Origin of the sequence: Streptomyces platensis, from assembly GCF_008704855.1 — a bacterium.
GTDB lineage: Bacteria > Actinomycetota > Actinomycetes > Streptomycetales > Streptomycetaceae > Streptomyces > Streptomyces platensis.
In genome coordinates this window covers 2,579,725-2,603,154 of record NZ_CP023691.1, presented here as the reverse complement: position 1 = coordinate 2,603,154, position 23,430 = coordinate 2,579,725, and the positions used below count along the sequence as shown (strand labels likewise).

At 71.4% G+C, this 23,430-nt stretch carries 22 protein-coding genes; 2 read left to right on the top strand and 20 right to left on the bottom strand.

The features are described 5' to 3' along the window. Positions 1 to 72: 72 nt before the first annotated feature. Entirely contained in the window at positions 73 to 1,326 is a 1,254-nt protein-coding gene (locus CP981_RS11295) for an MFS transporter (RefSeq protein WP_085928404.1), read from the top strand. A 68-nt stretch (positions 1,327 to 1,394) separates the two neighbouring features. On the opposite strand, the gene CP981_RS11290 is transcribed toward CP981_RS11295, so the two are convergent. Together CP981_RS11290 and CP981_RS11285 are read right to left on the bottom strand one after the other, a co-directional pair. After that, positions 1,395 to 3,149, bottom strand: a complete 1,755-nt coding sequence (locus tag CP981_RS11290) for an NAD+ synthase (RefSeq protein WP_085928403.1) — start codon at positions 3,147 to 3,149, stop codon at positions 1,395 to 1,397. A 112-nt stretch (positions 3,150 to 3,261) separates the two neighbouring features. Next, positions 3,262 to 4,866: a multicopper oxidase family protein gene (locus tag CP981_RS11285; RefSeq protein WP_085928402.1), complete on the bottom strand. Its 1,605-nt coding sequence runs from the start codon at positions 4,864 to 4,866 to the stop codon at positions 3,262 to 3,264. 802 nt (positions 4,867 to 5,668) lie between these two features. Here CP981_RS11285 and glnA point away from each other — a divergent pair. Beyond that, complete coding sequence (gene glnA / locus CP981_RS11280; RefSeq protein WP_085928401.1) at positions 5,669 to 7,030, top strand: type I glutamate--ammonia ligase; 1,362 nt, start codon at positions 5,669 to 5,671, stop codon at positions 7,028 to 7,030. Positions 7,031 to 7,106: 76 nt separating this feature from the next. Here the strand turns inward: glnA and CP981_RS11275 are convergent, their stop codons facing one another. The 18 genes from CP981_RS11275 to CP981_RS11185 all read right to left on the bottom strand — a co-directional run bounded on the left by CP981_RS11275 (position 7,107) and on the right by CP981_RS11185 (position 22,676). Then, positions 7,107 to 8,375 (bottom strand): site-specific integrase, encoded by a 1,269-nt coding sequence (locus CP981_RS11275; protein WP_085928400.1) that lies wholly within the window; start codon positions 8,373 to 8,375, stop codon positions 7,107 to 7,109. An 88-nt stretch (positions 8,376 to 8,463) separates the two neighbouring features. Then, complete coding sequence (locus CP981_RS11270) at positions 8,464 to 8,712, bottom strand: helix-turn-helix transcriptional regulator (RefSeq protein WP_085928399.1); 249 nt, start codon at positions 8,710 to 8,712, stop codon at positions 8,464 to 8,466. Between the two features lie 456 nt (positions 8,713 to 9,168). Further along, positions 9,169 to 10,644, bottom strand: a complete 1,476-nt coding sequence (locus tag CP981_RS11265) for an ATP-binding protein (RefSeq protein WP_085928398.1) — start codon at positions 10,642 to 10,644, stop codon at positions 9,169 to 9,171. 2 nt (positions 10,645 to 10,646) lie between these two features. Then, entirely contained in the window at positions 10,647 to 11,486 is an 840-nt protein-coding gene (locus CP981_RS11260) for a bifunctional DNA primase/polymerase (RefSeq protein WP_085928397.1), read from the bottom strand. Next, entirely contained in the window at positions 11,483 to 12,190 is a 708-nt protein-coding gene (locus tag CP981_RS11255) for a class I SAM-dependent methyltransferase (RefSeq protein ID WP_085928396.1), read from the bottom strand. The genes CP981_RS11260 and CP981_RS11255 overlap by 4 nt, the downstream gene beginning before the upstream one ends. 83 nt (positions 12,191 to 12,273) lie before the next feature. Continuing rightward, positions 12,274 to 12,822, bottom strand: a complete 549-nt coding sequence (locus CP981_RS11250) for a hypothetical protein (RefSeq protein WP_085928395.1) — start codon at positions 12,820 to 12,822, stop codon at positions 12,274 to 12,276. A gap of 11 nt (positions 12,823 to 12,833) precedes the next feature. Further along, the gene (locus tag CP981_RS11245) at positions 12,834 to 13,436 is read right to left on the bottom strand and encodes a hypothetical protein (protein WP_085928394.1); all 603 of its coding nucleotides are present in this window, start codon (positions 13,434 to 13,436) and stop codon (positions 12,834 to 12,836) included. Positions 13,437 to 13,447: 11 nt separating this feature from the next. Next, entirely contained in the window at positions 13,448 to 13,651 is a 204-nt protein-coding gene (locus CP981_RS11240; protein WP_085928393.1) for a hypothetical protein, read from the bottom strand. A 235-nt stretch (positions 13,652 to 13,886) separates the two neighbouring features. Continuing rightward, positions 13,887 to 16,034 (bottom strand): hypothetical protein, encoded by a 2,148-nt coding sequence (locus CP981_RS37655; protein WP_085928392.1) that lies wholly within the window; start codon positions 16,032 to 16,034, stop codon positions 13,887 to 13,889. Between the two features lie 93 nt (positions 16,035 to 16,127). Continuing rightward, positions 16,128 to 18,212 (bottom strand): hypothetical protein, encoded by a 2,085-nt coding sequence (locus tag CP981_RS37650; RefSeq protein WP_158092707.1) that lies wholly within the window; start codon positions 18,210 to 18,212, stop codon positions 16,128 to 16,130. A gap of 80 nt (positions 18,213 to 18,292) precedes the next feature. Further along, a complete protein-coding gene (locus tag CP981_RS11220; protein ID WP_085928390.1) occupies positions 18,293 to 18,520 on the bottom strand; it encodes a hypothetical protein in 228 nt (75 codons plus the stop codon). A gap of 41 nt (positions 18,521 to 18,561) precedes the next feature. After that, on the bottom strand, positions 18,562 to 18,867 hold the full coding sequence (locus CP981_RS11215) for a hypothetical protein (RefSeq protein ID WP_085928389.1): 306 nt from the start codon (positions 18,865 to 18,867) through the stop codon (positions 18,562 to 18,564). A gap of 16 nt (positions 18,868 to 18,883) precedes the next feature. Continuing rightward, positions 18,884 to 19,261 carry an RRQRL motif-containing zinc-binding protein gene (locus CP981_RS11210; RefSeq protein WP_085928388.1) on the bottom strand — a complete coding sequence of 126 codons (378 nt, stop codon included), beginning with the start codon at positions 19,259 to 19,261 and terminating at the stop codon, positions 18,884 to 18,886. Then, positions 19,261 to 21,000, bottom strand: coding sequence for a hypothetical protein (locus CP981_RS11205; protein WP_085928387.1), 1,740 nt, complete (start codon positions 20,998 to 21,000; stop codon positions 19,261 to 19,263). Before CP981_RS11205 ends, CP981_RS11210 begins: the two co-directional genes overlap by 1 nt. Further along, entirely contained in the window at positions 20,997 to 21,503 is a 507-nt protein-coding gene (locus tag CP981_RS11200) for a hypothetical protein (protein WP_150522327.1), read from the bottom strand. Before CP981_RS11200 ends, CP981_RS11205 begins: the two co-directional genes overlap by 4 nt. Beyond that, positions 21,500 to 21,874, bottom strand: coding sequence for a hypothetical protein (locus CP981_RS11195; RefSeq protein ID WP_150522326.1), 375 nt, complete (start codon positions 21,872 to 21,874; stop codon positions 21,500 to 21,502). Before CP981_RS11195 ends, CP981_RS11200 begins: the two co-directional genes overlap by 4 nt. After that, positions 21,871 to 22,134: a DUF6284 family protein gene (locus CP981_RS11190; protein WP_150522325.1), complete on the bottom strand. Its 264-nt coding sequence runs from the start codon at positions 22,132 to 22,134 to the stop codon at positions 21,871 to 21,873. The genes CP981_RS11195 and CP981_RS11190 overlap by 4 nt, the downstream gene beginning before the upstream one ends. 89 nt (positions 22,135 to 22,223) lie before the next feature. After that, a complete protein-coding gene (locus CP981_RS11185; RefSeq protein WP_150522324.1) occupies positions 22,224 to 22,676 on the bottom strand; it encodes a protein kilB in 453 nt (150 codons plus the stop codon). Positions 22,677 to 23,430: the final 754 nt, after the last annotated feature.

Sequence of the window (23,430 nt, the reverse complement as noted above, 5' to 3'; positions counted from 1 at the left end):
TCCGTAAGGGAACTTATCGCTTACGGTCCGCTGTCCGCGTGCCCCCGCACGCAACACCCCGAAAGGTCTTTCATGCCCTTGGCTCTGCTCGCGCTCGCGATCTCGGCCTTCGGTATCGGCACCACGGAGTTCGTGATGATGGGCCTGCTGCCCAACGTCGCGGACGATCTGGGCACCTCGGTGCCCACCGCCGGCTACCTCGTCTCCGCCTATGCCCTCGGCGTCGTCATCGGCGCCCCGCTCCTGACCGCCCTCGGCTCCCGTATCCCGCGCAAGCGGATGCTGGTCTGGCTGATGGCGGTCTTCACCGTCGGCAACCTCGCCTCCGCCCTGGCCCCCACCTTCGGGCTGCTGGTCGCCGGCCGGCTGCTGGCCGGCCTGCCGCACGGTGCGTTCTTCGGCGTGGGCGCGGTGGTCGCCGCCCGGCTGGTGCAAGAGGGCCGCCAGGCCCGCGCGGTCGCCACGATGTTCCTCGGGCTGACCATCGCCAACATCATCGGGGTGCCCGCCGCGACCCTCCTGGGCCAGCAGTTCGGCTGGCGCGCCACCTTCCTCATCGTGGCCGCCGTCGGCCTGGTCGCGATGGCCGCGCTGGCCCGGCTGATCCCCCCGCTGCCGGCCGACGAGCACACCGGCCTGGGCCGCGAGCTGCGGGCGCTGGGCAACCGCCAGGTGCTGCTCGGCCTGCTCACCACCGTCTTCGGCTTCGCCGGGATCTTCGCCGTCTACAGCTACCTCGCGTCGATGATGACCGAGGTCACCGGCTTCGCGGAGGGCTCGGTCCCGCTGGCCCTGGCCCTCTTCGGCATCGGGATGACCCTCGGCGCGCTGGCCGCGGGCCCGCTCACCGACCGGGCCCTGCGCCCCACCCTGTACGGCTCGCTGGCCGCCCTGGCCCTCGTCCTGACCGCGTTCCACTTCACCGCCCAGGTGAAATGGGCCGCACTGGCCACGGTCGTCGTCATCGGCGCCGTCGGCTTCCTGACCACCACGCCGCTCCAGATGCTGGTCATGAACAAGGCCCAGCAGGCCCCGACCCTGGCCGCCGCCTCCAACCAGTCCGCCTTCAACCTCGCCAACGCCGGCGGCGCCTGGGTCGGCGGCCTGGCCCTGGCGGCGGGCTGGGGCTGGACCTCCCCGACGCTGGTCGGCGCGGTGCTGGCGGCCCTCGGCCTGGCCGTCGCCCTGGTGGCCGGTCTCCTGGACCGCGGCGCCCAGGACCCGTCCCGGATCGTGGCCCGCAGCGGCGAGACGGAGACGGAGACGGAGGCGGAGACGGAGCATGCCACCGGCGCTGCGGTGCCGGCCGGGGACCGCGTCGGCTGACCGCGCACGGGTGCCGGCCGGGGGCGGTCAGCCGCTCACCGCGACGCCCCCTCGCCCCTGACGCCCCCTCAGGCCCCTTCCCGCCAGTGGTTGGTGATCGGCAGCCGGCGGTCCTTGCCGAAGCCCTTCGCGGAGATCTTGGGGCCCGGCGGGTACTGGCGGCGCTTGTACTCGGCGTGGTCGACCATCCGCAGCACCCGCGTCACCAGCTCGGCGTCGAAGCCCTGGCCGACGATCTCCTCCCGGCCGTGGTCGCGGTCGACATACAGCTCCAGGACGCGGTCCAGGACGTCGTAGTCGGGGAGCGAGTCGGTGTCGACCTGGCCGGGGCGGAGTTCGGCGCTCGGGGGCTTGCTGAGGGTGTGCTCCGGGATCGGCGGGGTCTGGCCGCGGTCGGCGGCGGCCTGGTTGCGCCAGCGGGCCAGCTGGTAGACGACGGATTTGTAGACGTCCTTGATGGGGCCGTAGCCGCCCACCGAGTCGCCGTAGAGGGTCGAATAGCCGCAGGCCAGCTCGGACTTGTTGCCGGGGGCGAGGACCAGGTGGCCCTCCTGGTTGGAGATGGCCATCAGCGTGGTGCCCCGCAGACGCGACTGGAGATTCTCCTCGGCCAGACCGGTCAGCGGCAGCGCGGCCATGTAGGCGTCGAACATCGGGCCGATCGGCACCGTACGGAAGTTCAGGCCCGTACGGCGGGCGAGTTCGGCGGCGTCGGTGAGGGAGTGCTCCGACGAATAGCGGGACGGCATCGCCACCGCATGCACCTGGCCCGCCCCCAGCGCGTCACAGGCCAGGGCGGCGACCAGTGCGGAGTCGATCCCGCCGGAGAGCCCGAGCACCACACTGCGGAAGCCGTTCTTGGCGACATAGGCGCGCAGGCCGACGACCAGCGCGGTGTAGATCTCCTCCAGGTCGGTGAGGCGCTCGGCCCGGCCGCCGGGGGTCTCGGGAAGGTAGGGCGGCAGCGGGTCGGGGGAGAGGGTGACGTGGGTGACGCGCAGCCCGTCGTCCAGGACGCCCGAGGGGGGCTCGGGCGCCGCGGCCGGCAGGTCCAGATCGACCAGCACACAGCCCTCCGCGAACTGCGGCGCCCGCGCGATCACCCCGCCCTCCTTGTCGACCACGATCGAGTCGCCGTCGAAGACCAGCTCGTCCTGCCCGCCGATCATCGCCAGATAGGCGGTGGTGCAGCCGGCCTCCCGGGCCCGCCGGCGGACCAGCTCCAGCCGGGTGTCGTCCTTGTCCCGCTCGTACGGCGAGGCGTTGACCGACACCAGCAGCCCGGCGCCCGCGCTGCGCGCCGCCGGCACCCGCCCGCCGTCCTGCCACAGGTCCTCGCAGATGGCCAGCGCGACATCCACCCCGTGCACCCGTACGACGGGCAGCGTGTCGCCGGGGACGAAGTAGCGGAACTCGTCGAAGACGCCGTAGTTGGGCAGGTGGTGCTTGGCGAAGGTCAGCGCGACCTCGCCGCGGTGCAGCACGGCGGCGGCGTTCTGCGGGGCGCCCGCGGGGCGGCCGTAGCGCGGGGTGGCCTGCGCACCCCGGTCGAGATAGCCGACGATCACCGGCAGCTCACCGAGGCCCTGCCCGTCCAGCCGGGCGGCCAGTGCCCGCAGCGCGGCGCGGCTCGCCTCGACGAAGGAGTGGCGCAGCGCGAGGTCCTCGACGGGGTAGCCGGTCAGCGCCATCTCGGGGAACGCGACGAGGTGGGCGCCCTGGCCGGCGGCGTGCCGGGTCCAGCGCAGGATCGTCTCGGCGTTCCGGTCGAGGTCGCCGACACAGGAATCGATCTGATTGAGGGCGAGACGGAGTTGAGGCACCCCGCCAGTCTAATCGTCTTTCTGACGCAATGGGGGTGGAGCGGAGCCGGCGGCGGAGCGGACGGGTGACGGGCGGCGTCGGCCGGCCCCCGCCCGCCCCGTCGGCCGGGCCCTAATCCTTGAGGTACCCGAGCACCGTCATCATCCCCGACTCCGAGTGATAGACGTTGTGGCAGTGGACCATCCACAGCCCGGGGTTGTCGGCGTCGAAGTCGACATCGAGGCTGCGGCCCGGCAGCACGATCGCGCTGTCCTTGCGGGGCCCGCCGTTCGGCAGCGCGAAGTGGTGCCCGTGGATGTGCACGGGGTGCCACATCCGGGTGTGGTTGCGGACGGCGAGCCGCACCCGCTCACCGGCCCGGATCGGGTTCCGCTGCGACGGTGAGTACTGCTTCCCGTTGATCGCCCAGTCGAACTTCTTCATGGAGCCGGTGAGCGTCAGCTCGACGGTGCGGTCGGGGCGGCGGGACGCCGCCCGTGCGCTCTCGGCCGCCCGGAGCCGGTAGGCGGACAGCAGCCGGCCGTCCAGCTCCCCGGGCCGGGCGGACTCCCCGGGGGCCTCGCCGCTGCCGGTGCGCAGCACGGCCCGGCACGTGTGCTTCTTGCCCTCGGCGAGCGCGGCCAGCGGGAAGACGCCGTCCTTGGCGGTGACCAGGACGTCATAGCGCTCACCCATGCCGAGCAGCAGCGCCTCGGTCTCGGCGTGCTCGACGGGGAAGCCGTCGGCGTGCGTCACGGTCATGGCGTGGCCGCCGAGCGCGACGCGGTAGGCGGTGTCGGCGCCCGCGTTGAGGAAGCGGATCCGGATGCGGTCGCCGGGCTTGGCGCGGAAGGTCTCCGCGTCCTTGGCGAGCCGCCCGTTGATGAGGTGGTACGGGTAGTCCACATCGCCCGCGTCGCCGCCCAGCAGCTCGCTGTAGGAGCCGGTGAGCATCCGCGACGGGCCGCCGCCGGGCTCGGCGCCGGCGGCGGGCGCGCGGTGCTCTCCCTCGTCCCTGTGCATGCCCCCGTGGCCGGACATACCGCCGGAGCCCCGGTTCAGCTCGGCGAGCACGTTGTCGGGGGTGCTGCCGTCCACCCCGTCGACCCAGTCGTCCAGCACGACGACCCATTCCTTGTCGTAGGAGAGCGGCTCCCTGGGGTCCTCGACGATCAGCGGTGCGTACAGCCCGCGGTCCTGCTGGACGCGGGAGTGCGGGTGCAGCCAGTAGGTGCCGGGGTGGGTGACCGCGAACCGGTAGGGGAAGGAGGCGCCGGGCATGATGGGCCGCTGGGTGAGGGTGGGGACCCCGTCCATGTCGTTGCGCAGCGCCAGTCCGTGCCAGTGCACGGAGGTGGACTGCGGCAGATGGTTGGCGAGGGTCAGGGCGAGGGTGTCGCCCGCCGTGACCCGGACTTCCTTGCCGGGCAGTGCCTCGCCGTACGCCCAGGTGTCGACGGTGTGGCCGCCCAGGTCGATGCGGGCCGGGGTGGCGGTCATGGTGAACTCGCGCACCGGGCCCGGGCTCCGCTTGCGCTCGGCGTCGGCGACCTCCGGGCCGTCCGGCGCGACGTAGTCGGACGGGGCGGGGCGGTGGGGCCCGTGGGCGTGGTCCCTGCCGTCCGTGCCGGAGTGCGGGCCGGAGCTGAATTCGCCGGTGGCACGGGCGGCCAGCAGACCGCTGCCGACGACGGCGATACCCGCGCCGAGCAGGGCGCGGCGGGAGTGCGTACGCATGGAGAAGCACCTCGTGACGGTGTCGCTGGGTGGTGTGGGTACGGGCGGGCGGGGGCACTGCCGCGGACTCCGGCGGGCGTCGGCGGCAGCGGCGCGCACCTACACGCGCGGCACCGACGGGCGGTCGGGGAGTTCCTGGGGCGGCGCCACGGATATGGGCCACAGCCCGGCGACGGCCTTGCCCTGCTCGCGCATCGCGGCCCTCTCGACGGAACGACAAACCGGCGGACGCCGGGGCGGCCGACCTTCCCGCAGGCTACCCCCTAGGGGTATCGGCCTCCAGTAGTGGTCCGCCAATGGAGTGCACCGGCCGCCGCCGACGCCGCGGGCCCTCCCGGCCCGGCCGTCCACGGTCCTGCGCGGGAGTGCCACCGCTGAACTTGCCACCACCCGCCCATTCTTGGCCCTGCCGCGCCACGGGCGTGCCCGGCGTTCCGTACCGCCGCCCCGGTCCACCCGATCACCTGGCTCTCCGTGACAACGGCCCGCTCGTCCGCCGGGGACGGACCGTGCCGGACGGTCCGCGACGCCCCTTCTCCGGCCCGCGAACGGACCCTTCAATTCCGGGTCAATGAGCCTTCAGTACGGGCCCAAGAGTGGACCAAGCCCCCCGATTGCCGCCGCCGGCCGCGCTGAGCCGGTGCGCTGCGGGAAGGATGCGAGGTGAGGGTTACGGGACGGCGGTTCTGGTTCAGGCCAAGGGTGCGTAATGTGACGGTAACCCCCTCACGTGATACTGGTGCCACAGCACGTTGTTCCACGTGGCTGGACGGGCCGATTGACCTGCAAGGATTGGTGACCCATGGACAAGCAGCAGGAGTTTGTGCTCCGTACGCTCGAGGAGCGCGACATCCGCTTCGTACGGCTGTGGTTCACCGACGTGCTCGGGTTCCTCAAGTCCGTGGCGGTGGCCCCCGCGGAGCTGGAGCAGGCCTTCGACGAGGGCATCGGCTTCGACGGCTCGGCCATCGAAGGATTCGCACGGGTGTACGAATCCGACATGATCGCCAAGCCCGACCCCGGCACCTTCCAGATCCTGCCCTGGCGCGCCGAGGCCCCCGGCACCGCCCGGATGTTCTGCGACATCCTGATGCCGGACGGCTCCCCCTCCTACGCCGACCCGCGCTACGTCCTCAAGCGCATCCTGGCCAAGACCTCCGACCTCGGGTTCACCTTCTACACCCACCCCGAGATCGAGTTCTTCCTGCTCAAGGACAAGCCCGTGGACGGCCAGCGGCCGACCCCCGGTGACTCCTCCGGCTACTTCGACCACACCCCGCAGAACGTCGGCATGGACTTCCGCCGGCAGGCGATCACGATGCTGGAGTCGATGGGCATCTCGGTGGAGTTCAGCCACCACGAGGGCGCCCCCGGCCAGCAGGAGATCGATCTGCGCTACGCCGACGCCCTCTCGACCGCCGACAACATCATGACGTTCCGGCTGGTCATGAAGCAGGTGGCCCTGGAGCAGGGCGTCCAGGCCACCTTCATGCCCAAGCCGTTCTCCGAATACCCGGGCTCGGGCATGCACACCCACCTCTCCCTCTTCGAGGGCGACCGCAACGCCTTCCACGAGTCCGGCTCGGAGTACCAACTCTCCAAGGTCGGCCGCTCGTTCATCGCCGGTCTGCTGCGGCACGCCGGGGAGATCTCCGCCGTCACCAACCAGTGGGTCAACTCCTACAAGCGCATCTGGGGCGGCGCCAACCGCACCGCGGGCGCCGGCGGCGAGGCCCCCTCCTACATCTGCTGGGGCCACAACAACCGCTCCGCGCTGATCCGCGTGCCCATGTACAAGCCCGGCAAGATGGGCTCGACCCGGGTCGAGGTCCGCTCCATCGACTCCGGCGCCAACCCGTACCTCTGCTACGCCGTCCTGCTCGCCGCCGGCCTCAAGGGCATCGAGGAGGGCTACGAGCTGCCGGCCGGCGCCGATGACGACGTCTGGGCGCTGTCCGACTCCGAGCGCCGGGCGATGGGCATCGAACCGCTGCCGCAGAACCTCGGCGAGGCCATCGCCCTCATGGAGCGCAGCGAACTGGTCGCCGAGACCCTCGGCGAGCACGTCTTCGACTTCTTCCTGCGCAACAAGAAGCAGGAGTGGGAGGAGTACCGCTCCGAGGTCACCGCCTTCGAGCTGCGCAAGATGCTGCCCGTGCTGTAAGCGCAGGTCAGGGCGCTTCTGATGCTTAGCGACGTGGGGCCCCGCGGCTGTTGGCTGCGGGGCCCCACGTCGCGTCTCACTCGTCCTGGGCCGTCTGTGGGCCGTCGGGAGCCGGGCCGGTGCCCTCATACAGAGTGTCCACGGCCCGGCGGGCCCGCCCCTCACTGCTGGGCAGGAGGTGAGTGTAGACCCGCAGCGTGAACCCGGGATCGGTGTGCCCGAGGTACGTGCTCAACGCCTTGATGTGTTCCCCGGCGTCCAGCAGGACGGAGGCATAGAAGTGTCGCAGCGCATGCATGCCGTCCTCTCGCGCTGACGCGTGGCGCTTGCCGGGTTCTGGTTCTGCGAGGACGCCGGCCTTCACAAGGGCGGGCTTCCAGAACCGTGTGTTGAAGTCCGTCCGCCGGACCGCCCCATCGCCGTTCGTCCGTGTGAAGAGGAGCCGTTTGGTCAGCAGCGGCCCGTCCGGACGCAGCCAGGGCAACGTCACGGAGACCGGTGGATGCGCTTCCATATGGTGCTTCAGAGTGTGGGCAACTCGGTCTGACAGAGGGACATCACGCTCCTTGTCACGCTTCGGCCGCGCGAACACGAGCTTTCCGTTCGAGACCTTCACCTGGAGAGCGACGTGCAGCCATCCCGCGTCGAATCCGATCGCGTCCGCGGAGAGACCGAAGATCTCACCCTGCCGAAGACCACACCCTGCCCCCAGGTCCACCATCGCTTGGTACTGCTGGGGCAGCGCAGCGCGCACAGCGAACGTACGCTGCCTGGTCCAGGGCACTACTCGCGCGCCGTTTGGTGCTGGCGCCCTTACGCTGCTGGCCTGACACGGGTTCCGATGCAAATACTCGTCGTCCACGGCCGCAGTGAACACAGCAGACACGCTGGCGAAGATGACACGGCGGTAGGAGGAAGCGGATACCGCTCGCTCCAACTCGCTGAGCCATTCACGGATGTGCTCAGGCCTGAAGGAGCCGAGAGGGCGCGATCCCAGGTACGGGATCGCATGGCGGCGAATCTGGACGGCTACCGGCTCACGGGTCGTCGGATCCGTGGTCTGGGACTGGAGCCACTTTTCGGCGTATTGCCGGAAAGTGGTCCGGCTGGCCTGCGGATCGACATAACGGCCGCTGTCCATGTCGGCCTCGATCTTCGTAAGCCATTTCTCGGCGAGGCGCTTCTTGCCGTCTGGAAAGCTCTTGGACTTCTCGGTGCCGTCGGGGCCGATGTAGCGAGCGCGGTAGCGCATACCGGTGCCGTAGCGGTCGGACTTGACCCGGGTGATCTTGCCGTTGGAATCGGCTTCGGTCTTGTACCAGCGGTCTTGGATGTGGCCGGCCATGAGGCGAGTTGGCCCCTTCTGGGATGCCGCAGGGCGGGGCCAGCGGCCCCACCCTGCGGGTGGGTGGTGGTCGGTTGGCTCGGCGTTGTCAGGCGGCTTCGGCTTCGGCGGCGGTCTGCTGGGCGACCCAGGCGCGGACATCGGCGGGGTCGTAGCGGATGTGCTTGCCGACGCGGAATCCGGGCGGGCCGGTGCGCTTCTTGCGCCAGGTGTAGACGGTTTCAACGCTCTCCAGGCCGAAGAGCGTCACCAGGTCTTCGGGGGTGAGGTAGCGGTCCGGGAGGCCGTCTCGGAGGGTGTCGCGGGGGTCGGATTGAGCGAAACGGGTCCGGCTCATGGGGTCCTCGGAGTTGAGTCACATTGGCTCGGGGGCTTTCTCGGACTCCGCGTGTGTCCGAGGTTCGGATTTCTGCGTCATTGCGTCATCAGCGTCATCTGGGCTTTTGACCTGCGGTTTTGTGTGACGCAGCGGTGTGGGGGTGCGTCATCGGCGCGTCATGCGCTGCGTCATCGGGTGACGCAGATGACGCAGGATGACGCAGGGGCGGCCGTCTGCGTCATGGCTGTAGCCGCAGGTCAGGGGCCGTTTTCCGGCTGGCATGACGCAGATGACGCAGCGTCTTCCCTCTTAGGACAAAAAGAGGGGGTGGTGTCTGTTGTGGTGCGGTGGCCTTACAGCGTGAAGAAGGAGCCGCTGCGCGGCGCGACCATCGGGCGGCGTTCCGCCGAACAGCAAGAAGAGCACGCCTCGCCGGGTGCTCTTCTTGTTTGTCCTGGCGAGCGCGGCTGCGGGTCAGAACGCTCCCTGCTGCTCGTGTGGGGGCGAGGTGGCCTGGCGGGTGATTTCGAGGTAGCGGCCCTCGCTGGTGCGGCCGGTGTCGATGAGGACACCGCGAGCGGCGAGGGTCGGTTGGAGGCGCTTGAGGCGGTCGGAGAGGACTTTGCCGGTGGTCGGCCAGCCCTTGGGCAGGGGACGCAGGTCGTCGCCGCTGTAGAGGCGACTGAGGCAGTGCAGCCACTCGGTGGAGGTCATTCGCTGCTCTCCGCCCGGTTCGATGCTGTCGGCGTGCTTGAGGACGGTCTGCGCGAGGAGGTCGCCCTCGATCACGTCGTCGTTCAGGTCGTCCAGGCTGGCCCGGTAGGCGGTGAGCGCTCCGAGGCCGGTCGCTGCGTCGAGCTGCGCGCACAGGTGGGCGAAGTCCGCCATCCGCAGGTCGGTCGGGGTCTCCGCCTCGGCAGCGCGGACCTTGACCGTGAGATCGAGCAAGGACCCGAGGACCACGGGCAGTACCTCTGCGTACTCCGCCCACAGCTCGGCCTCGGTGCGCCGGACGCGGGGCCTCTCCAGCCGCAGTGGCAGGAGCCGTTCGGCGAGGTCGGGGCGGATGACGCCCACGTCGATGCCGGTCAGGAGCAGGGGGCGGCGGTAGCGGGCGCGGAAGACGTCCCCGTCGGTGAACAGGGCGCGTTTGACGTTTTCGATGCCGGTGACGATGCAGCACATGGCGTCGGACAGGTCCGGGGTCATGTGGGAGAGGTTGTCCAGGGCAGTGACCCACCCGGCGGCCACGGCCGCGGTCAGGTTGTCCTCGTCCTTCGGGGGGCGGCGCAGGTCGCTGCTCATGCCCTCGATGATCCGCAGGAGCATGCGGCCCGCGGTGGATTTGCCGGCGCCCTGGGGGCCGGTGAGGAAGGGGGCGGGGACGGGTACGGACGGTCCGAGGCAGCCGATGAGCCAGGTGAGGGCCAGGCATTCGGTCTCTGCGGTGGCGAAGTTGGTCAGCCTCAGCAGCGCATCGATGCCCTTGCCGTCGGTGTCCTTGGCCGGCAGGGGTAGTTCCCCGGTGAGCTGGGTGCGTCGCCAGCACACTTCGCGCGGGTCGGGGATGGCGATGTCCCAACCGGTGGGGTGGATGCGGACGGACTGCCCGTCGGTGCGGCCCAGGTCCAGCCACGTCGCCCCGTCGAATCCGGGAGCGACGCGGATGTGGACCGCCTGTACGTCCTCGGTCAGCGCGAGAGCTTCGATCAAGTCCAACGCCTCCTTGAGCGCGGTCCCGTTGAACACGCCGCGCCCGTCGCGGAAGAGGCCGACCATGAGTTCCTGGCGGTGGCTGCCCGTGGTGCCCTGGGAGCGGATCGGGCGGGCGACGGGGTGGCCGTTCTTCTGCGCGTACACGGTGCCGTCGGCGGTGCGGAAGTACCGGAAGTGCGCCTGGGCGTAGTCGGTGATGACCTCGCGGGCCGGGTTCTTCTCGTCGTCGGCCATGGTCACAGTCCCAACCTGGTGCGGGCGTTGGTCCACGCGTCGGTGCAGTGCCGGGGCGATTCCCCCTTGGCCTGTGCAGCGATGAACAGCCGCGTGACGTGGGCGTCGGTGAGGCAGCCGCACCGGCCGTGCGTGGACAGCACGGCGAGGAAGGTGCGGTAGACGGTGGTGTGGACCGCGCTGCGGGCCTCGGTGATGCGCTGCTCGGCCATGGCGATGCCACGGTCCAGGTAGGCGGGCGTGCGATGGCGGCACTCCCCGCTCCCGACTCCTGCGGACACGGTGACGGAGTGCGGCGCTGGCCGGGCCGGGGAGGGTTCCTTCACGGCCAGCGCGCGGACGGCGTCCGGCAGGGCAATCAGGGTGCCGGTACCGGGACCGAGCCACCGGGCGTAAGACATGGTCGACTTGATGTCGATGCCGGGGCGGACGGCATTCACGGAGCGCATGGTGCCTCGGTAGATCCAGTGCTCACCGCGCGTCGTCGCCACGGTCCGCGTGGCGGGCAGGGCGCCTTGGGCCCATGCGATGGCTTCCGCGTTGTCGAGGTCGACCACGGTCAGCCCGGCGCCGCCGGGGTGGTAGCCGACGCACACCGCCCGCCGCCACGCCGCAGCCCACGAGGGTGAGGCGATGACGGCCGGCTCGGTGGTCGCGGCGGCCCATGCGTGGCAGACCCCGGAGCAGCAGCACGGGCCCGCAGTCTTCATGTTCGGCCGGCCACCGCACGCGTTGCCCGCGCAGGAGCGGCAGTTGCCGAACGGCACCTTGCCCCGGCGCAGAGGCAGCACCGGCACACCGTGAGCGGCCAGACCCACGGCGGTTCGCAGGTGGTCGCTCATGCCGCCACCTCCAGACCGGCCCGATTCAGGAAGGCGTTGGCGAGCCATTGGCCGTAGGCGGGCGGGATGGCCTCGGCAATCTCCTTGCGGACCTCGGTCCAGTCGATGCCCATGGCCTGCTGCCACTGGGCAACGGTGCCCTTGCCACCGCCAGCGCCGTAGACCTGGAAATACGGGCCCTCGTACCACTTGCCGTGGCGCATGCCGGCCACGCGGCCGCGGTGCGGGCGGTGGGCGGGCTTGAGGGTGGTCCAGTGGCCAAGTTCGAAGTTGCGGTGGCGCAGGACGGCCAGGCCGAACATCTCCCCGCAGAGCGTCACGTCCACCCGCATCCGCTTCGAGGCGCGGCCCGGGGGCTGTTCGATGACGTACGGCCGGCCGGTCGCCTCCAGCGCCGCGCGGGTGGGCTCCAGCAGGTCGGGGTAGCCGGAGCGCTTGGCGGCGTTGGTGCCAGCGGTCAGGGTGCAGTCGAACTGGCACGGCGGACCGGCATGGATGAAGTCGAACTCAGCGCCATGGGTGCGGATGAACTCGATCGCGTCGCCCTGGTGGAAGGCGTCGCCGACGTAGCGGGGCTGCGGGGCCAGGTCCACGCCGGTGACGTGGCATCCGGCGGCCAGGTAGCCGGCGGTGTCGCCGCCGACACCGCAGAACGCGGCCAACACCCGCAGGCGGGCTCGCCGGATCGGGACAGGTTGAGTCATGCTGGATGCCTCCAGTTCTGTGAGATGAGCGGAGACCAGGGCGGCCCGAGACTTTGGCGAGACGCGGGCCGCCCTAGCCATGGCTAGGAGTGGGAAGGCTCGGGGCTGGTGTCCTGCTCTGCGTGCCAGAGGGTGTACTGCTGGCGGACGTAGGCGCGCGGGTCGTAGCCGCGGGACGCCTGGTCGAGGTCCAGCAGGACCGTGGCGGCGGCCTCAGCGTCCAGCACCGCGGCGGTGCGCCTGAGGTCCAGCAGGACGGTGGCGGTGGCGTCGGCGTCCTCCGCGGCGGCGGTGCGCTGGTCGGCATCGCCGCGCAGGGCGATGCGGTCCAGCACCGCGGCGTGGCGCAGGTACCACTCCCGATCCAGGCCCTCATCCGCCCACTCGTCGGCGGTACGGATGGCCCAGTCGTTCTCGCTGCTGATGCTCGGCGCCGCGGCGTACGCCTCGGCCGGGGACGGCCACTTCTGCGCGTGGTCCGGGGTGTCCTGCTCGTCGGTGCCGGCCGCCATGTCGTCGAGCTTCAGGAGGATCTCCCCGAGCTGCATGCGGGTGATATCGACGACGTAGGGGTGATGCCACCCTGCACAGTCCAGCTTGAGGGTCACGACATCGCTGGGGTTGAAGCCCATATCCGGTCTCCTTAGCGGTGGTTGATGGTTCCGTTGGCGCGGCCGAACCAGCCGTTGGCGGTGATGTGCTGGGTGATGTGGGGGCGCTCCAGGCGGGCGCGGATGGCGCCGATGACTTTGCCGAGCAGGGAGGCGGCGGCCATGGCGCAGGCCGCGCCGCCGACGGCGATGACGGCGAGGGTGTAGAGGGCGGTCTCCAGGTAGGGGCCCCAGGCGGCGGTCTGTCCGATGCCCCATCCGGCAAGTCCGACCGCTCCTCCGGTGCTGAGGGCGAGGGCGCTGTAGCGCCACACCCATGCCGGTACGGCCGGAGCGGCGGGCGGTGCCGGGCGTGCCCAGGCCGGAGGCTGCGGCGAGGACTGGCCGGTGTTGCCGCCGCGGTGCTCTTCTTCGCGGATGTGCTGCCAGATGGCCGCCAGATCTGCGGGGTCTCCGGCCGGCCGCGGCGATGCGGTCTGGGTGTCGGGCAGTTCGGCGGCGGGGCGGGGCCGGGGTACGGCGGGGGTGTTGGAGGCGGTCAGGAGGCGGGTGGTGTCGGCGTCGAGGAGGCGGCAGATGTCGGTGTGGTCGAGGGCTTGGGAGATCTCGGTGTAGCTCAGGGGTGTGAGCGGCATGGTGGGCCGTCCTATCCGAGGGAGTGGCCGAGGGCGGCGATGGCTTTGGCGAGGGAGGTGAAGAAGCCGTTGATGGCGGGGGCGGCGCCGCTGGTGGCGAGGAAGTAGCCCAGGCAGGCGGCGACGAGGGCGCCGCCGAGGCGCAGGTAGCGGGTGTGGAGCATCACCGCGGTGATGACGAGGGTCAGGACGATGCCGCTGATCGAAAGCACCATGACGGGTCACTTTCTGTCGTGTGAGCGGGTTTTTGCGTGGGAGTCCCACGCGCGCCGAGGGAGAGCCCGGAAGGCCGTCAGGCGGGCGTTCAGGGGCTCTTGGGGGCATGTTTTTTGTGGGACTCCCACGTCCACACATGCAGGTCACCGGCCCCCACGGGCGTGTGGGAGTCCCACAGCGTGTGGGGGTGTGTGGTGGGGCGGCGTGTGGGGGCCCCACCACGCGCGGTTGTGGTTACTGTCCGTTGCGGACGGTGTAGGCGCGGATGGCGGCGGCGAGGGTCTCGGCGGTGTAGCCGGACTTGGATTCGCCGTCCGCTCCGGCGCGGACGGTGCCCTTGCCGGGGCGCTCGATGCCCACCTCGCGCAGCAGCTTGCCGAGTTCGGTGCCGAGCACGAGGGAGTCCATGCCCAGGGGCTCGGCGAGGTCGGCGGTGTGCATCCGGCCGCCCGCGGCCACGACGGCGTTGTGGGCGTCGGTCAGGAGCTGGGGGACGGGGTTGGGCCGGTCGGCCGGGACTCCGGCCTGCTGGACGACCCGCCCGAACTCGGCCCGGATCACTTGCGACTCGTCAGCGCCTGCGCTCTGGCCGGTGTGCGCTGCGGGGGCGGCGAGCAGGGCCGCCAGTGCATCCGATCCGAACCGCGGCCGGGCCGGGGCGCTCTCGCTTCCCGCGGCCGGGGCGATGGGGTCGGTGGTTTTGCGGGGCTTGCCGCTGGTGGTGACGGGAAGGCCGGTGGCCGCGTCCAGCGGCGGCCACAGGATGTCCATGTCGGTGTAGGGGTGGGTGGTGGGGCTGAGCTTCTTGGTCTTGTAGAGGCGGGGCAGGATGCGGCCCCAGCGGCTGGCGTAGTAGCGGCCCGGTTCGGTCTCCAGCGTCACCGCGTCCACGACCGGGCGCCGCTCGGCCAGCTGCGGGGAGATGGCGTTGATGACCCGGGGCTTGATCCGGAAGCACTTGAACGAGCCCGGCTGGGAGTCGACATCGTCCTCGTCCGGCGCGGACAGGAACCCCGACCCCTTGTGGGCCGCGGCCCTCGGGTCGAGCCTGCCGCTGCCGGTGGGGAAGAGGTGGTGCAGCTCCTCGGGGTCCGAGACGCGCATGCCGATCCGGACCCGGGACTGCTTCTTCATCGCGGCGGTGATGACGTCCTGGGTGGCGCGCAGGCCGGAGATGACCGTGCGGACGCGGGCGGCGCGGCCGGTGTCGACGACGCTGTCGAGCTTGGCCAGGATCTCGTAGGGCAGTTCGGCGATCTCGTCGACGACGAGGATGATGGCCGGCACCTCGGGGCTGACGGGGATCTTGTCGTCGTTCGCCTCATGCATCAGGTCCTGGTAGGCGGCCTTGCGGGTGTTGATGGCGGCGATGGCCACGTCCAGCATGATGTGCGCTTCTTCGACGGTGTCGGCGGTCCAGTCGATGAGCGGGACGTCGCTGGTGCCGTCGATGGCCCAACTGCGCAGCCACGGCAGGCTGATACCGGCCCCGGTGACGTCCAGGTGCCACACAACGGCATCGACGGTGCGCAGGAGCTGGGCGTTGGTGACATTGATGCAGTTGGACTTGCCGGAGCCGGTCTGGCCGATCTCCAGGGCGCAGACATCCGCCAGCGGGAAGTCCGCGGGCTCGCCGTCGGTCAGCAGCCCGATCTGCATTCGCTGGTAGATGCTGGTGGCGGACAGGTCGTCGGGGAAGTCGATGGTCTCGGCAAGGACGTCCTTGGCGGTGACGCGGATGTGGAGTTCGCCGTAGACCTCGCCGTCAACGATCTGGATGCCGCCGCCCTTGGGCAGGCGCAGGTCCACCGCCAGCTTCCGGATCGCGTCCGCGGGCAGCTCCGGGGTGTCGGAGGGCATCCGGACGCGAACGGTGTAGCCGACATCGCCGGTCCAGGGCTTGACGCCTTCCACCTCGTGCTCCTCCAGGCGGAAGAGGCGGTGCAGACGCTCGTGCCACTCCTTGGCCTGGTCGTTGGCCCACTTCTGAAGGCGCCTGCTCGCCCGCTCGGTGCGGGCACTCTGCTCGGCGCGGACCAGGCCGCGCGCCAGCGTCATCCCGGCCGCGGTCCCGGCCGCCCACCATCCGGTGGCGCTCCAGGTCAGGGCGGTGTGCCCGGCGAGGGTGACGGCTGTCCAGCCTCCGGTGGCCAGCCAGGCCGCGCACCGGGCGGCGGTGTGGCCGGCGGGGCGGCGCTGGTAGAGGTCGGCCCCGGCCTGCGCGGCAGCTCCGACACCACTGACCAGCAGGGCGTAGGAGGCGGGCAGGCCGGTGGCCGCGCCGACCGTGGCGACGCTGTAGGCGCCGCCCGCCACCAGGGCGGCGGCGGTGGCGGGGGTGGTGCTCCAGGCCCAGTCCAGGGCCGGGGCGTTGCTTGCCATCGGAAGAAGCTCCTTCGGTCGAGCAGCGGGAGGGAGCGCCGTGGGCCGGACACCAACGGTGTCCGGCCCACGGTCATCAGGTGTTGGCGCTGGTCAGACGTCCCACATGCCTTCGGACTCCTCGCCGTTGCGAGGCGCCTCGTGACGGGAGATGTCCGGGGCATGCAGGCGCCTGAAGTTCGGCATCAGGTCCTGCGCCGCGCTCGCCGCCTTCAACAGCAGCATGTGGACATCGGCCAGCGCGTCCACGACGGCCTTGTCGACCGGGTACCGCTCGTTGCTGCGCACCTGGAGCAGCTGCACGGCGGCGGCCACGTTCTCGATACCGCCGGGGATGCCCTCGAACTCGGCCGCGACCTGCTTCATGTGACCGGGCTCGTAGCGGGCGTAGACATGCGCGACGTCCTGCGTCACCGCGACGAAGTGCGAGGGCTGACGCTGCGAGAACGAGCCGTCCTGGCGGCGCTCCAGGATGTTCCACATGTGCTCGCCCGGCCGGGGCTCCTCGTAGCGGCGCAGGTCGTGTTCGTGGACCTTCGCGAACAGCGGGCCGACCTCGGCGGCCTTCTGCGCGGCCTGGTGGAGCAGGGAGTAGACCTGGGCCACCAGGTCCGCCATGCGGGCATCGGCCGGGTACTTGTCGGCGACGTTGACCGCCAGCTGCCGGATCGCCTCACCCGTCGAGGTCAGCCCCTCGGGCAGGCCCCAGTACTCGGCGGCGACCGCCAGCATCATCGGCGGCTCGTAGCGGGCGTAGGCGTCGCGGACGCCTTCGGTCTCACGCTGGAAGACGGACACCAGATTCCCTCCAAAATGATCGCCCGGCCACGCGAACGCCCCGCCCGGCCCGGCCGTGGCGCGGCGGCCGGGCTCGGCGAAGTCGGTCAGCACGTCCGGCCGGACCGCGGCGGCGTACTTGTCCTTCGCCGAGCGCATCAGCTTGGCGAAGGCCCACGTGGCGGCCTTGGGGCCCCAGCGGGTGAAACGGGCACCCCAGGGCTTGCCGCTCCTCGGCGCCAGGTGCAACCACCGCAGCACCCCGCCGCACGTGGCGGCCACGCCCCGCAGGATCAACCCCGGCACCGCCACGAGCGCCCCGAGTGCTCCGGCCAGCAGGCCGGCACTCGCCGCCCGCAAAAGGAACGGCACCGCTGCCCTGCCCCTCTTTGCCAGCGCCCGCCGGGCACTGCGAATCCGCTCCCCCAGCCGCGCCAGCAGCGGCGGGGCTGCTGACTGCACCTGGTTGGCCAGGCGGAGATAGCCGCTGCGGACGGCGTCCCGCACGGACTGCATCCGCGGGGACCCCCACGCCCCAGCTGCCTTGCGCCCGGCCGCCGCGACACCACGAGCCGCGGTACGGGCGGCGCGGCCCGTGGCTGCGGCCACCGTCGACCGCGCCCCCTGCGAGCGACCGGCAGACGACTTCGACAACGACCCACCACCACCGCCAAGCCCTTTGCTGGCGGGGCCGGTGGTACCGCCCTGACGGCCGGCGAGACGGGACAGCAGCCCGCCCGCACCGCCCGGACGGTGCTGCCCACCACCGGACTTCCCCGACCCGGCAGCACCCCGGCCAGCAGAGGCGCCCTTGCCCGCGGAGGAGCGGTGCCGGTCGGCCGTTCCCATGGAGGACTGGCCTGCGCCGCCGCGGCGGGGGTGGCGATGGGCGGCCGGGGTGCGGGGGGTCGAGGCTCCCGTGCTGCTCGCTCCGAGAGCACTGCCCCGGCGCTGACGGCCGATGCCGCCCGCTCCAGCCGAACGCGAACCAGCACCTGAGGAGGCCCGGTGCGACCGGCCGGCACCGCTCAGGCCGCCGCTGTGGAAACCGCCGACACGACCCGGACTGCGCTTGCTCCGGGACTTGGCCGTCGCCACGCCTGCCGCGGTAAGGGCAGCGCCGCCGACGACCACGCCGGCCGCCGTCAGCGCCCCGGTCAGACCGGTTGCCGAGTACAGGGCCGCGGAGCCGGTCGAGAGGGCTTCTACGCCGAACACGGCTGCGGGCAGCGCCCGCAGGCGATGGGTCGCGCGCGTCTGAGTGGGCGTCTCCTCGGCCGGGGCCTGGGTGAGGGTGAACTCGATCGGTACGGATGCGCCGTCAACTTCGGCGGTGGTGGTGGCGGATTCGGGTGCCTTGGAGGGGGTTGTGGTGGTGGCTTCGGTGGTGGTGTCAGACACTGGTGAAGCTCCTTCGGAGTGCACGACGGCGCCCCGGCCGGGCCGTAGGAAGCGGGCCGGGGCGCCGAACACAGGCAGGCTCAGAGCTGGTTGAGCTCCAGGGCGAAGAAGACGACGTTCGCGCGCGCCATCTCCGGGGACTGCTGAGCGAGGTCGTTCTTGATGGCGAGGAACACGTCGTGGCGGGTGGCTCCGGCCGGCGGGGTGTAGGTGCCGTAGAGCGTCTGCATCGCCCGACCGGGCAGTTCCACGGTGATCACCCAGTGGTGGGTGCCCTGCTGCTGGACGGTCTGGTTCTGGCTGGTCACAGCAAATCTCCTTGAAGATCGATGTCAGGCGTGCTGGCGGTTCAGGCGCGGTAGCGGTGGGTGGGGTGCTCGGCGGCGGTCTCCTGCCAGCGCCGGTTCTCCACCGCGCTCACCCCGCGCACCCGCGCCTGGAAGTCGCACCCGGGCGCCTGACAGCGGTGTGTGGTGACCTCGAAGAGGTCCGCGAGGCGGGAGGCGAACACCAGGGCGGTGCTACCTACGGCCAGCGAGCAGGAGACGACCAGCGAGGCGGGAACGCCATAGGCGCTGAGCTTCACGGCGTAGGAGATGGCCACCGCCGCACCCACGACGAGCGTGGCGGACAGGAGCAGATGACGACGCTGCACGATAGGAACTCCTGGTTCATACGACGAGAGCGGGAGCATCCGCGCAGGTGACGCAGACGCCCAGACAGGTCGAGATGGTGTAGCCGCGGTCCCGGCGGCACGAAGGGCAGAGGCGGCGGGCGGCGTTCGCCTTGGCCAGCGCCGCCCACTTCGCAGAGGTCATGGGCCGGACCGGCTTGGCGAGGTCGATGCTGTAGAGGTACGCGGCGCGGATGCCGCCGCCTGCGCGGCGCGAGCGCCACAGGATCTGCGCGGCGATTTCCTGCCCGCCCGGCCGCAGCCCCCGCGCGCGAAGCTGCGCGCGGGTGGCCAGACCGTCCGGCGCCAGGCGCCACGGATACGTAGGGACCCCGAATTTCGTGCCGTCGGGGTCCCAGAAGCGGGCCGTCGTCATCAGGAGATGCCGACCGGGGCGCTGCCGTTAACGGAGTGGTGCGCGGCAGCGCGCGGCTGGTGCGCGGCGAGCTGCGCGGCGCGCGCGGCACGGAAGTCCCGCAGCCAGTTCCGCGCGTTCCCGCCGTCCACCCCGAACCGCTCAGCCAGCTCGGCCGCCGTCGGCTCGGCCCGGCCCTCGGAGGTGGTCAGAGTGTGGAGGTAGTGCTGCCACCCCTGTTCCTTGGCCGGTGACTTGTACACCGGCCCCTCCCCGCTGCTGGCCCCGTCGGGGGCCTGCGGGCTCAGGGCCGCGAGGTCCCCGCGCAGCCGGTCACGGATCAGCGTGGCTTCCTCAATGTCCCGGCTGACCTGCGACAACTCCTCCTGCCGGCCGCTGGCCTCGTCGCGCGCCTGCTGCGCTTGACGGGTGAGGGAGGACAGGACCTCCTGCTGCTCGGTGATGGCGCCACGGACCTCTTCCAGACCCGCCGCGGCCTCGGTCCGCAGCCGCTCGGCGTCAGCCTGCGCGGTCTTGAGCACCTCTGCCGCGCGCTGCCGCGCGGCCTGCTCGGCCTTCCGCGCGTCTTCCGCGCGCTGCCGCGCACCGCGCGCCTGCTCGGCCACCCCGGACTCGTCCTCCAGGGCCGCATCGCGCGCCTCTTCCACGCGGGCCAACTCCTCCCGCGCGGCTGTCAGGGCCTCTTCCGCGCGCTGCCGCGCGGCCTCCGCCTCCTGCCGCGCGTCGTCGGCTTCCTGCCGCGCGGCTTCCGCGCGCTTCCGCGCGTCCTCGGCCTGTTCGGCCAGTGCGGAGGATTCGATGCGCTGCGCTCCCGGCGTCACCGCCAGGTCCTCGATCAGCGCCAGGACGGCCGTGGTGTCGGAGTAGTTCAGGCGCGCGACTTCCTCCGCGCGGGTCAGGGCGGCCAGCCGCCGCACCAGCGCCAGCGACTGCCCCGGGTCGGTGGCCACGTCCGCCCGGTCCAGGGCCTTTTGGGCCCGGCCCCGCAGCTTCTCCCGCCGACGCTCCACCCGCCGCGCCGCCCGAGGACGACCAGCAGGCGCACCGTCCTCCAGGGCCAGCCGCAGCCGGTAGACCCGCAGCGCCGCACGCTGCGCCAGGGCGGCGCGAGCGATGGCGGAGGACGAGGTGCGGGCGTCCAGGCCGAGCAGGGCGAACAGGCCGGACCAGGCGTGCTGCCACAGCAGCGCCACCAGCCGCGCGGGCCCCGGCCGCGCACCCTCCTCGTCCGCGTCCGGCTTCGGGCTGTGGAGCTTGCTGCGCAGCTGGAGTTCGATCAGCCACGCGGCCAGTGCCGGCACCGCGGCGAGCACCGGGCGTGCCCACCAGTTGGGGGCGTGCACGGCGTTCATGGCGCCGGAGAAGCCCACCAGGGTCCAGGCGGTGCGGTGCATGAGGTGCAGCTCCCGCGTCCAACCCACGGCGGGGTCGGCGGTGCGGTAGAGCATCACCAGCAGCGTCATCTCCGCCGCGTCGAACACCGAGATGAACGCGACCGCGAGCAGCTTGGGCAGGTGGACGGTCTCGGTGGCAAAGCCCCACAGGCCGTAGACGCTGACCGCGACACCGCCCAGCGCCACGATGGCCTGCGGGCCGATGCCGGCCAGCCACGCCGAACCGCGCAGCCGCCGCACGCCCCACAGCGCCACGGCCACCGCAATCAGTACGGTGGCCAGCGGCGCGGCCCAGGACAGCCAACCGGGCTCGTTGGGCAGGAGTTGGGAGAGGTTCGGGATCATCCGGCATCACCGCCGTCTGTGACCGCCCACTTGCTCAGCGGCGAGATGCGCCAGACCGACTCCACTGCCGGACGGTCGCTGGGGACCGTGCCCCAGCCGTCCGGGTCGATGCCGAAGGAGGCCGCGTGCCGCTTGGCCGCCGCCTCGTCGCGATGGAGGCTGTGGAGCTGCCCGTAGTGCAGCAGCACCACAGCCTCGGCCATGGCGTCCAGGTCGCCGCTCAGCGCGTCGATCCGCGCGGCCTGCTCAGTCACCGTCGCACGCGCGTCGGCGAGCTGGGCCTCCGTGCGCTCCAGGATCTCCCGGGCAATCGCCGCGTCGGCTCGGTTCGCCTCGGCCTTACGCTCGGCGGCCTCCGCGTCGGCGGTCAGGTTCCAGGCGGTGCGTACGTGGCGGGCGTAGGCGGCATCTGCGGACGCCTGCACCTCCTGCGAACGTGCGCGGGCCTGGTCGGCCGCCTGCTGGAGGGTGACCAGGCGGGTGCGGGTGATGATGCGGATCATGCCTCGGTCTCCTCGGGCTCGAAGACCATGCCCAGGTGCCACAGGTGGCCGCTGGCCTCCTGGAGAAGGTCAAGCACATGGGCCATGGCGACGCGTGCCTCCACGAGCGCCGTCTCGGCGCCGTAGGCGTGCTCGCCGGGCGCGGTCCCGTCGTCCGGGGCGAGCGTTCCGGCGGCCAGGTCGCGCAGCACACGCCCGTTCATGTGGTCGATCGCCTGCGGCACCCGCGCGCACAGCTCCACCAGGGCGATCACGGCGCGGCTCACCTCGGGGGTGCTGCCGTATCCGCCGGCCATGGCAGCGTGGTTGTGTCGGCGCACCGCTTCGGACGCGGCCTGCATGCGTGTGGCAGGGGCCAAGGACTCGCTCATGCCGCACCGTCGGTCTGCATGGAGTTGCGGTTGAGCAGATCCCGGCGGGCCGCCAGCACCTTGCGCCGGGCCCGGCGCAGTCGCCGCGCGTCCACCTCCGTGATCGGCCGGTCCAGCACGCTGATCTGTACGTCCAGCAGCTCGACCTCGGCGGAGATGACCGGCATCTCCGCCTCGATCGCCTCCAGCTCCGCGGCCGTCGGGCCGCCGACGGGCGGGTTGGCGGTAACAACCGCCTGAAGTGCAACGATGGTCTTCATGGGTCGTGTACTCCTTCAACGATGGACGGCCCAAAGGCACCCCCCGGAGCGGCTACTCCGGGGGGTGCAGGCCTTTACGGGGTGGTGGATCAGGGACGGGACAGGACGCGCGCCGCCGTTCCGGCCAGGCAGCCGGCCGCATCGACGGCCGACTCCTGCCGGGCCGCCAGAACGACGGCATTCGAGGCTCCGCGCATCTCGTACGTGGCGCGCACAGCGGCGTCCACCTCGGCACGGACCTGCGGCAGCAGCGCCATCAGGGCGACCTGCGGGGCGGTGACGGCGGACCGGGTGACGTGGCTGGCCTCACGGGCGGCCGCCACATCCGCCGGCGCCGCACCGGACAGCCGCAGGTCCTCGCGCACCCACATCGCGCAGCGATGATCGGCCAGCGCGGTACTCAGCTGGCACAGGGCCTTCAAGGCCCGGTCCCGCAGAGCCTCACGGCGCTGCGACCGAGCCGCGCAGTACTGCTGGACACCGACGACACCAGCACCCAGCACGGTGCCGATGACCGCGACAACGGCAGCAGCGATCTCCATCGAACTCCCCCTCTCGGGGCCGGGCTTTCCGGCTCCCCTCAGCCCCGCCCGTACAGCGCGCAAGACGCGCCGGACGGGCGGAGGAGGCAACCGGCCGCAGCGTCACAGCACTGCGGGGGCAGGTAGAAGCGGACCGGATCTCATGCAGGGCGCCGCCGGCCGGTCCGTCAGGACGGCGCCCAGGTATGTCGCCGGTTCACACCGACCTCCCACAATCAGCAGGGATGCGGCTTCACCGGTGCGCCGTTGCCACGGCGCATCGGTCCCGAGCCGGGAAATCGGGCGCGTCATCGTCGCTGCTCTGACGCCAGCAGGGCGGCTGCACGGGGTGGCACCCAGAGGGTGTTCTCCAGAGCCGGTGCAGGTGGCATGTGGTGCCGCCGACGACATCACCCGGTCGTCTCGGAGGCGATCTGTCTCATCTCGCCACGTGCGTTGGGGCCCCGCTGTACCGCTCCTACCGCCTGCCAAGCGCTAAAAGGAGAACGTCGTCCATCACGGCGGTTTGCCCCCGGACCCTCGCCCTAGGCACCTACCGCGACCGCCGCTCTCGCGTCAGCCCCGCACGATCACTTGTTCAGTTCTCAAACAACGACCGCTTCCTTTCGACCCGTGTCACGGGGCCGTCCGGGCGGCGCAGGTCACGCATTGGTGCAGGTCAAGCAACGACTTCCGGAGCCCAGTACTGCGGGCTCGGAAGCTCGTGAGATACATGTAATACCTGTATCTCCTGCACTGTCAAGAACCCGCCCTC